Raw genomic sequence first — 7,329 nt, forward strand, 5'->3', positions numbered from 1 at the left:
AGACAATTTCATTCTTGGATCAAAATAAGAATACAATAAATCGACAATCAAATTAGCTACAATTAATAAAGCCGAAAAAAATAAAGTCATTCCTAAAATTAAGGGATAGTCGCGGTTACTTACACTTTGTATTAAATGTCTTCCCATTCCTGGAATGGCAAAAATTAGTTCTACAATAAAAGAACCTGATAAAATTCCTGCAATCAAAGGCCCTGAAAAAGTTAAAACAGAAATTACCGAATTTTTTAAAACATGTTTAAACAGTACAATGCTGGGTCTTAAGCCCTTAGCCTTAGCCGTTCTAATGTAATCGGATTGGATAACATCTAAAACACTAGAGCGCATTAAGCGAGCAATCACTGCGGCAGGCCGTACCCCTAAAACAATAGAGGGTAAAATGTAATAGCTTGTTCCCTCCCAAAAAGCCGGAGGCAGCCACTGAAAATAAAAACAAAAAATATAAATTAATAACGGGGCTACAAAAAAGCTAGGCAAAGACACTCCACTAACGGATAAAAACATAAAAAATCTATCCCACCATTGATTGTGTTTTGCTGCCGCAAACAAACCTGCAGGAATACCTAACGCAAAAGCTACCACTAAGGCGTACAAACCTAACTGAAAAGAAATGGGCGCTGTGGAAGTTAAAATGTCTGTCACTGGCCTACCTAAATACTTATACGACTCCCCTAAATCGCCTTGCAACAAACCTTTTAAATATAAACCGTACTGAATTAACAAAGGTTCGTTTAAATGATACTTGGCCTCAATGTTGGCTTTAATTTCGGGAGGTAAAGCCTTTTCTTGATCAAAAGGCCCTCCTGGTAAAATGCGTAGTAATATAAAAGTAATGCTGGCCACAGCAAATAAAGACAAGGCCGCTTCTAAAAAGCGGTAAAAACAATACTTAAATAATTGTTTATCAACCATGTGCTTAATTAGTAACCACAACACCATGGCTGCATTAATATAAACCACATAAGTAGGAATGCCGTAGTTTAAAAAATTTAAAACTAAAGAACACCCCAACAAGCCTGCTACAATATAGGCCAAGTAATCTTTAAAAAAATTTAATACTTGCACCTATAGGCCTTATTTTTTAAAACGCACATCTTTAAAGACGGCTCTGTTCATACTATTAAACGGATAGTAATCAATTCGAGGCGAAATTAACATATAGCTGACTCCAGAATAAATGGGTAAAACGGGAGTGTCTGTTTCGATTAATAGTTTTTGTGCTTGATTGTATAATCTTAATCGTTGTTTTTTGTTTTGAACACGACTGGCTTTTAAAACTAAGTTATCGTACTTTTTATTTTTCCAATAAGTGTGATTGTTGTCCGAGTAAGATAACATTAAGCTCATATAATCATCAGGGTCTGGGTAATCAGACAACCAACCTAAACGAAACATATGTGGCGTGTCTGTTTTTAAACGGTTTAAATACACTTTCCACTCTTCATTTTTTAATTCTAAAAAAACTCCCAAATTCTTTTTAAGTTGCGCCTGTATATTTTCTGCAATCCTTTGGTGATTTTCATTAGTGTTAAAAGAAAGCGCTATTTTTGGAAATTTACTTCGGTCTTTAAACCCCGCTTTGTCTAAAAGCTTGCGGGCTTTTTTTACATCAAAGCGCAAACCTATAGAAGGGTTGTGCCCAAACATGGGTGAAGGAATCCAAGAGTACAACGGCTTTTCGCCTCCGCTTAATAACTTAGTAATTTCTTTTTGATTAACCGCTAAAGAAAACGCTTGGCGAACTAGTGGTTTATTAAAAGGTTCTTTTTTTGTATTAAACCCGTAGTAGTAAGTGGATAAAATACTAAACTGACGATACTCTTTGCGCTTTTTTAAGCTACTTAGCTCGGTAGAAGGAAGCCCCGCCTGTATGTCTAATAATTTAGAATCAAAAAGGTTCACCGCTGTGGACATTTCTGAAACCATATACGCAAGCACATTGGGTATAACTGCTGGAACTCCGTAATAGTTTGGATTTTTTTTAAATACAATTAGCTTGTCATGTTCCCACTGGTTTAAGGTATAAGCCCCTAAGGTGACAATGTTTTTTGGCTCGGTCCATCTGTCTTTATATTTATTTATAATATCCATACGCACAGGGTAAGTAGACCCATGAGTCATTAAAGAAGGAAAATAACTTTTAGGGCCTTCTAAAATTACCACTAACTGCCCTTTTTTATTTACCGACACTCCCACTTTAGAAAAGTCTTTAAGCTTTCCTTGATTAAATAATTGTGCATTTTTTATAGGATACAAAAAGTACGCATATTCGGAGGCGGTTTTTGGTGACAAAAGCCTTTTCCAACCATCTACAAAATGTTGCGCTGTTAAAGGCTTGCCGTCAGACCATACAACATTTTTTTTTAAAGTAAAAACCCACTTTTGCGATTGATTAAAAGATTTCCAACTGGCGGCTAGCGCAGGGATAACCTTTAGTTTAGGATCTTTATAATCATAAGTGGCTAAACCTTCCATAATATTATTAATAACTATAAAAGAAGTTCTGTCGGTAGCCTTGTTCCAATCTAAACTGGGTGGCTCGGTGGATAAATTTATGGTTAGCGTATTAAGCTTATTTAAACCATGAGGTAGTTTCGTTTTATTTTTTGAACACGACAACAAAACTGTGGAAAAACATAGCACCGCTAATAATAACCGCAACATAAACACTCCTAAAATATTTTCTTTTTTAAAATACCTTACTTTTTAGTCAAAAGTCTAGTAATAAAAGGGTATGGCAAAAATTAAAACACTGTACATTTGTCAATCTTGCGGATCTCATAGCCCTCGCTGGCAAGGCCAATGCTTTGTCTGCAAAGAGTGGAATACCTTGGTTGAAGAAATTGTTTCTAACGAAGTTTTAAAAGAAAGCAAAACAAAAGCTTGGATAGATGACAACAACATTAGCCAAGCAAAAACGCTGGAAAATTTAAAAACTCCAGAAAAAAAAGAACGCATACAAACCAACATCAAAGAATTAGATCGCGTTTTAGGGGGAGGGTTAGTTAGTGGTTCTTACACTTTATTGGGAGGAGACCCTGGGGTAGGAAAAAGCACTTTGCTTTTACAAATGCTTAATACCATTAGCGCAGACAGCCTTTATATTTCTGGAGAAGAAAGCGCGGAACAAATTGGCCTTCGCGCTTCTAGATTAGCCGTCACTAATAAAAAAATTCAAATTGCTGCCGAAAGCAACCTTCAACTTATATTAGAGTTAGTAAAAAAACACAAAATGAAGGTTTTGGTAATCGACTCTATTCAAAGCATTTACTTACCCGACCTAAACTCTGCCCCTGGCTCTGTTGGTCAAGTTAGAGAGTGTTCTGCAAAATTAATGCGCTTAGCAAAAAACAAAAACATTAGCGTTATACTAATTGGACATGTGACCAAAGACGGAGGCCTTGCTGGCCCCAAAGTTTTAGAACATATGGTAGATAGTGTTTTATCTTTTGAAGGCGATCAACAAAATCAATTTCGATTACTTCGCAGTTTAAAAAATCGCTTTGGCCCTAGTAACGAATTGGGAGTGTTTCAAATGCTTTCTAGCGGCTTAAGTGAGGTGCATAATCCTTCAGAGATTTTTTTATCAGAACGACAAAAAAATATTGTGGGCTCTGTGGTGTTTTCTGCCATAGAAGGTAGCCGGCCCTTGCTGTGCGAAGTGCAAGCCCTTACCACCCCTAGCCACTTACCCATGCCTAGAAGAACCTCCTCGGGAGTGGATGCCAATCGTGTTCATATTTTAATCGCTGTTTTAGACAAATATTTAAATCTTAAATTAAATAAATCGGATGTATTTATTAATGTGGTGGGTGGCTTAAAGTTACAAGAAACCGCCGCGGACCTGTCTATTATCGCTGCATTAATTTCTAGTCAAAACAACATTAGCGTGCCTCACGACCTTTGCTTTTTTGGAGAGGTGGGCTTAACGGGAGAAATTCGAGCTTGTACTTTTGCAGAAGACCGAACTAAAGAAGCTATAAAACTAGGTTTCACAAAAATAATGGCTCCCTTTAACAACAAAAAACACTTAAAAGGCATGGACAAAACGGCAAAGTTTTTTTGGGTAAAACATGTTAAAGATTTAAAAAACTTTTCTCTATTGACTTAATGAGGCTAAGTTACCACAATTAAAGTACCATTATTTAACCATTACTATAGGAGCTTGTATGTTTAAACTTATTTTATCTGCACTTTTTGCCATTTCTTTATCTTGTAGCCATAAATCTTCATTGGGCGAAGATACTGTAGATGGATCTTCTAACATACAATCTAGCGCAGTAAATTTTTCTGCTCACGGCAGTGACTCTCGAAAGTTTAAAGGCTTACATACCGTGCCTTTTGATTTTGACAGCTCGTCCCTTAATGCGCGTGCTAAAGAACTTTTAAAACAAAATAAATCGTGGCTAAATAATAATTCTCGTTTTAAATTTCAAATCGAAGGGCACTGTGATGCAAAAGGTTCTGTGGAATACAATTTATCTTTGGGAGAAAGACGAGCAAAAAGTGTTCAAACTTATTTAATCAACTTAGGTGTACCGAAAAAAAACTTAGATATACTTAGCTACGGAAAAGAAAAATTGCTAGTTGATGGTCACTCTAGCGCCGCGGACAGCCGAAACCGACGAGCTAATTTTGTTCCAATAAAAAAATAGTATAACTGTTATGCTGTTTGACACAAAAACGATTTGGCTAATCACCCTGCTAGGTAGTCTTAGCTCTTGTGTGCACCCAACACCTCACACAGACATAGCTGCAACTAAAATTGCTATTGAATATATGAATAAAGCTGGCGCTGCTAAAAAAGCTACTAATTTGTTTAATCGGTCTATGCAGTATTATGAACAAGCCACTGCGTTGTTAAAGCAAAGAGAAAATGTATCCGCACAAAAATATTTACAGCTTGCTAGAACCTATGCGGAAAAAGCAGAGTTTAAAAGTCGTACCAAAGTTAACGATACCCAAAAGGAGTGGTAAATGAAGTTCTACTTTCTTGTATTAGTAATGCTATCCTCATCTTGCGCCATACAAACGCGTTATAATTTAAAAAGGAAAAAGCAGGGACAAACCACTTTTCAAAATAACAAAAATACTACCTTTGCGCCCTCCCCTTCGGCCACAACACAAAGTTCTAAAACCACTACAGCAAATAAGCCTGCATACAATAATACTTTAATAGCCGATATGAAAAATGAAATTGCTCAATTAGCTATGAAATCAGAGCAACTAAAAGAAAAGATAGACAGTCTTGAACTAGTGGTTTTGGATTTAAGAAAAAAAAAATTAAAAAAATCGTCTAGCAAAAGTTCCGCAAGCAATATTAGCAAGGTTGCTAAACAAATAATTACAAAAAAAAAGAAACGCCAAAAACTGGGTAACTTTGCGCAAGCCCAAAAATCCTTTAGAAAAAAGCAATGGGAACTTGCTATTGAAAGCTATGAAAAGTACAGAAAATTAAATCCAAGAGGAAAAAACTACGCTCTTGCTACTTATAATATCGCCTTATCTTTAGAAAAACTTGGTTTCAAGGAAGAAGCCAAATCCTTTTATAATGAAATTTTAGACCCTAGTGGTCGCTATGCTAAATCGAAGATAGCAAAAAAAGTTAAAGCTAAACAAAAAAAACTATCTTCTAAAAAAGCGCAAAAAATTTAGCAGTGCATTTAAAAAAAATTTTAGGAATAGAAAGCAGTTGTGATGATAGCTCGGTGGCTATTGTAAACTCTAGTTATAAAGTCGAAAGCCTGTTTTCGACAAATCAAATTAAAGAGCATCAAATTTTTAAAGGAGTTGTTCCCGAAATTGCCTCTCGAACACATACAAAAGACTTATTATCACTAGTGGAACTTTGTTTTAAAGAAACCAATTACTCCTTTGCAGATATTGATGCCATTGCAGTGACCTCTAAACCCGGACTGGTGGGCTCCTTAATGGTGGGCACAACTACTGCAAAAACTTTAGCCCTTGCGCAAAACATTCCTTTTTTGGGAGTCAATCATCTTGAAGGACATATGGTAGCTCCTTTTTTGCAAGACACCAGCACCCCTGCCCATAATAAATTAACCTTTCCTTTTTTAGCCTTAATAGTTAGTGGAGGACATACTCATATTTATTCTGTAAAAAGTCTTAGTGATTATTGTTTAATAGGAAAAACTTTAGATGATGCCGCCGGCGAAGCTTTAGATAAATTTGCGCAATTATTAGGATTAACTTTTCCTGGAGGGGCAGAGCTAGATAAATTAGCAACCCATGCAGACTCTTCTTATTTTAATTTTCCTAGACCTTTGTCGAAAGAAAAAAATGCAAACTTAAGTTTTTCTGGCCTCAAGGCCGCTGGCTCACGATTAGTTTCTGGACTTAGCAAAAAAGATCTTTTAAAAAACAAAGCCCACTTAGCCGCCTCTTACCAGAGGGCTGTGGTAGACACTTTGATTAAAAAACTACAGCAAGCTCAAGAAGAAACACAATTAACCCATATTGTGGTTAGTGGAGGTGTTAGTGCAAACTCTTTACTAAGACAAGAGATAAAACAGTGGTGCAAAAATAAAAACCTACACCTTTCTATCCCCTCACTTAAGTACTGTACAGATAACGCCGCCATGATAGCTTTTGCTGGATACCTGCATATGAAAGAGGGTTTGTTTTCTAATCAATACCTTAGTCCTACCTCTACTTAAAAAGGCTGTATCAGTATAAAACAGTTTTTTTTTACAAAAATATAAAAGTGTATCAATACTTTTTGTTAGTCTTCCGACTCTTTATATATGAGCGAAAAAACAAAATTTAATTCTGCAGAAATAGATTTAGAAAGTTTAATTATACAAGAGCTAACAAATATTGATGCAAACTCAACAAAGTCTGCGGAGCTTGCAAAACCTGTAGAGCCTGCGGAGCTTGCAGAGCTTGCGGAGCTTGTAGAACCTGTAAAACTTGTAGAGCCTGTAGACAGCGCCGATTCGCAACCTGCGGAAAAGTCCAGCGTGGAATCTATTGCTATCATTAATGCAGAGTCTATTGAAAATTCTACTACTGAAGAGCAAGAGGCGGCGATTGACGCAATAAAACTTCCAAAAGAAGTTAGTGCTGTGGACATGTCAAAAGAAGTTAGTGCTGTGGACATGTCAAAAGAAGTTAGTGCTGTGGACATGTCAGAAGAAGTTAGTGCTGTGGACATGTCAGAAGAAGCCAATGTAATAGAATTTCCCCAAAAAATAGCTGCAGCAGAAATGCCAACAGTCAATGTGGCAAAGGCATCGGCAGAACAAATTTTGGCAGAACAAGTTTTGGTAGAAAAAACACCAACACCTCACA

8 protein-coding genes are annotated in these 7,329 nt (G+C 36.5%); 6 read left to right on the plus strand and 2 right to left on the minus strand.

Translation table 11 applies throughout. The features are described 5' to 3' along the window. Both HAW63_03055 and HAW63_03060 read right to left on the minus strand, forming a co-directional pair. The coding region (locus tag HAW63_03055) for an ABC transporter permease (GenBank protein ID MBE8162946.1) at positions 1-930 on the minus strand (930 nt) is incomplete at its 3' end. A 162-nt stretch (positions 931-1,092) separates the two neighbouring features. Beyond that, positions 1,093-2,682, minus strand: coding sequence for a peptide ABC transporter substrate-binding protein (locus HAW63_03060; protein ID MBE8162947.1), 1,590 nt, complete (start codon positions 2,680-2,682; stop codon positions 1,093-1,095). 70 nt (positions 2,683-2,752) lie between these two features. Here HAW63_03060 and radA point away from each other — a divergent pair, with 70 nt between their 5' ends. The 6 genes from radA to HAW63_03090 all read left to right on the plus strand — a co-directional run. After that, positions 2,753-4,129 carry a DNA repair protein RadA gene (gene radA / locus HAW63_03065; GenBank protein ID MBE8162948.1) on the plus strand — a complete coding sequence of 459 codons (1,377 nt, stop codon included), beginning with the start codon at positions 2,753-2,755 and terminating at the stop codon, positions 4,127-4,129. A gap of 58 nt (positions 4,130-4,187) precedes the next feature. After that, positions 4,188-4,673 carry an OmpA family protein gene (locus HAW63_03070; GenBank protein MBE8162949.1) on the plus strand — a complete coding sequence of 162 codons (486 nt, stop codon included), beginning with the start codon at positions 4,188-4,190 and terminating at the stop codon, positions 4,671-4,673. A 10-nt stretch (positions 4,674-4,683) separates the two neighbouring features. Next, entirely contained in the window at positions 4,684-4,995 is a 312-nt protein-coding gene (locus HAW63_03075) for a DUF4398 domain-containing protein (GenBank protein ID MBE8162950.1), read from the plus strand. Beyond that, the gene (locus HAW63_03080) at positions 4,996-5,673 is read left to right on the plus strand and encodes a hypothetical protein (GenBank protein ID MBE8162951.1); all 678 of its coding nucleotides are present in this window, start codon (positions 4,996-4,998) and stop codon (positions 5,671-5,673) included. Positions 5,674-5,675: 2 nt separating this feature from the next. Continuing rightward, complete coding sequence (gene tsaD, locus HAW63_03085) at positions 5,676-6,695, plus strand: tRNA (adenosine(37)-N6)-threonylcarbamoyltransferase complex transferase subunit TsaD (protein ID MBE8162952.1); 1,020 nt, start codon at positions 5,676-5,678, stop codon at positions 6,693-6,695. Positions 6,696-6,782: 87 nt separating this feature from the next. Next, the coding region (locus HAW63_03090) for a hypothetical protein (GenBank protein ID MBE8162953.1) at positions 6,783-7,329 on the plus strand (547 nt) is incomplete at its 3' end.

The sequence above is a fragment of the Pseudobdellovibrionaceae bacterium genome, assembly GCA_015163855.1.
Classification (GTDB): Bacteria; Bdellovibrionota; Bdellovibrionia; order Bdellovibrionales; family UBA1609; genus JAAOIH01.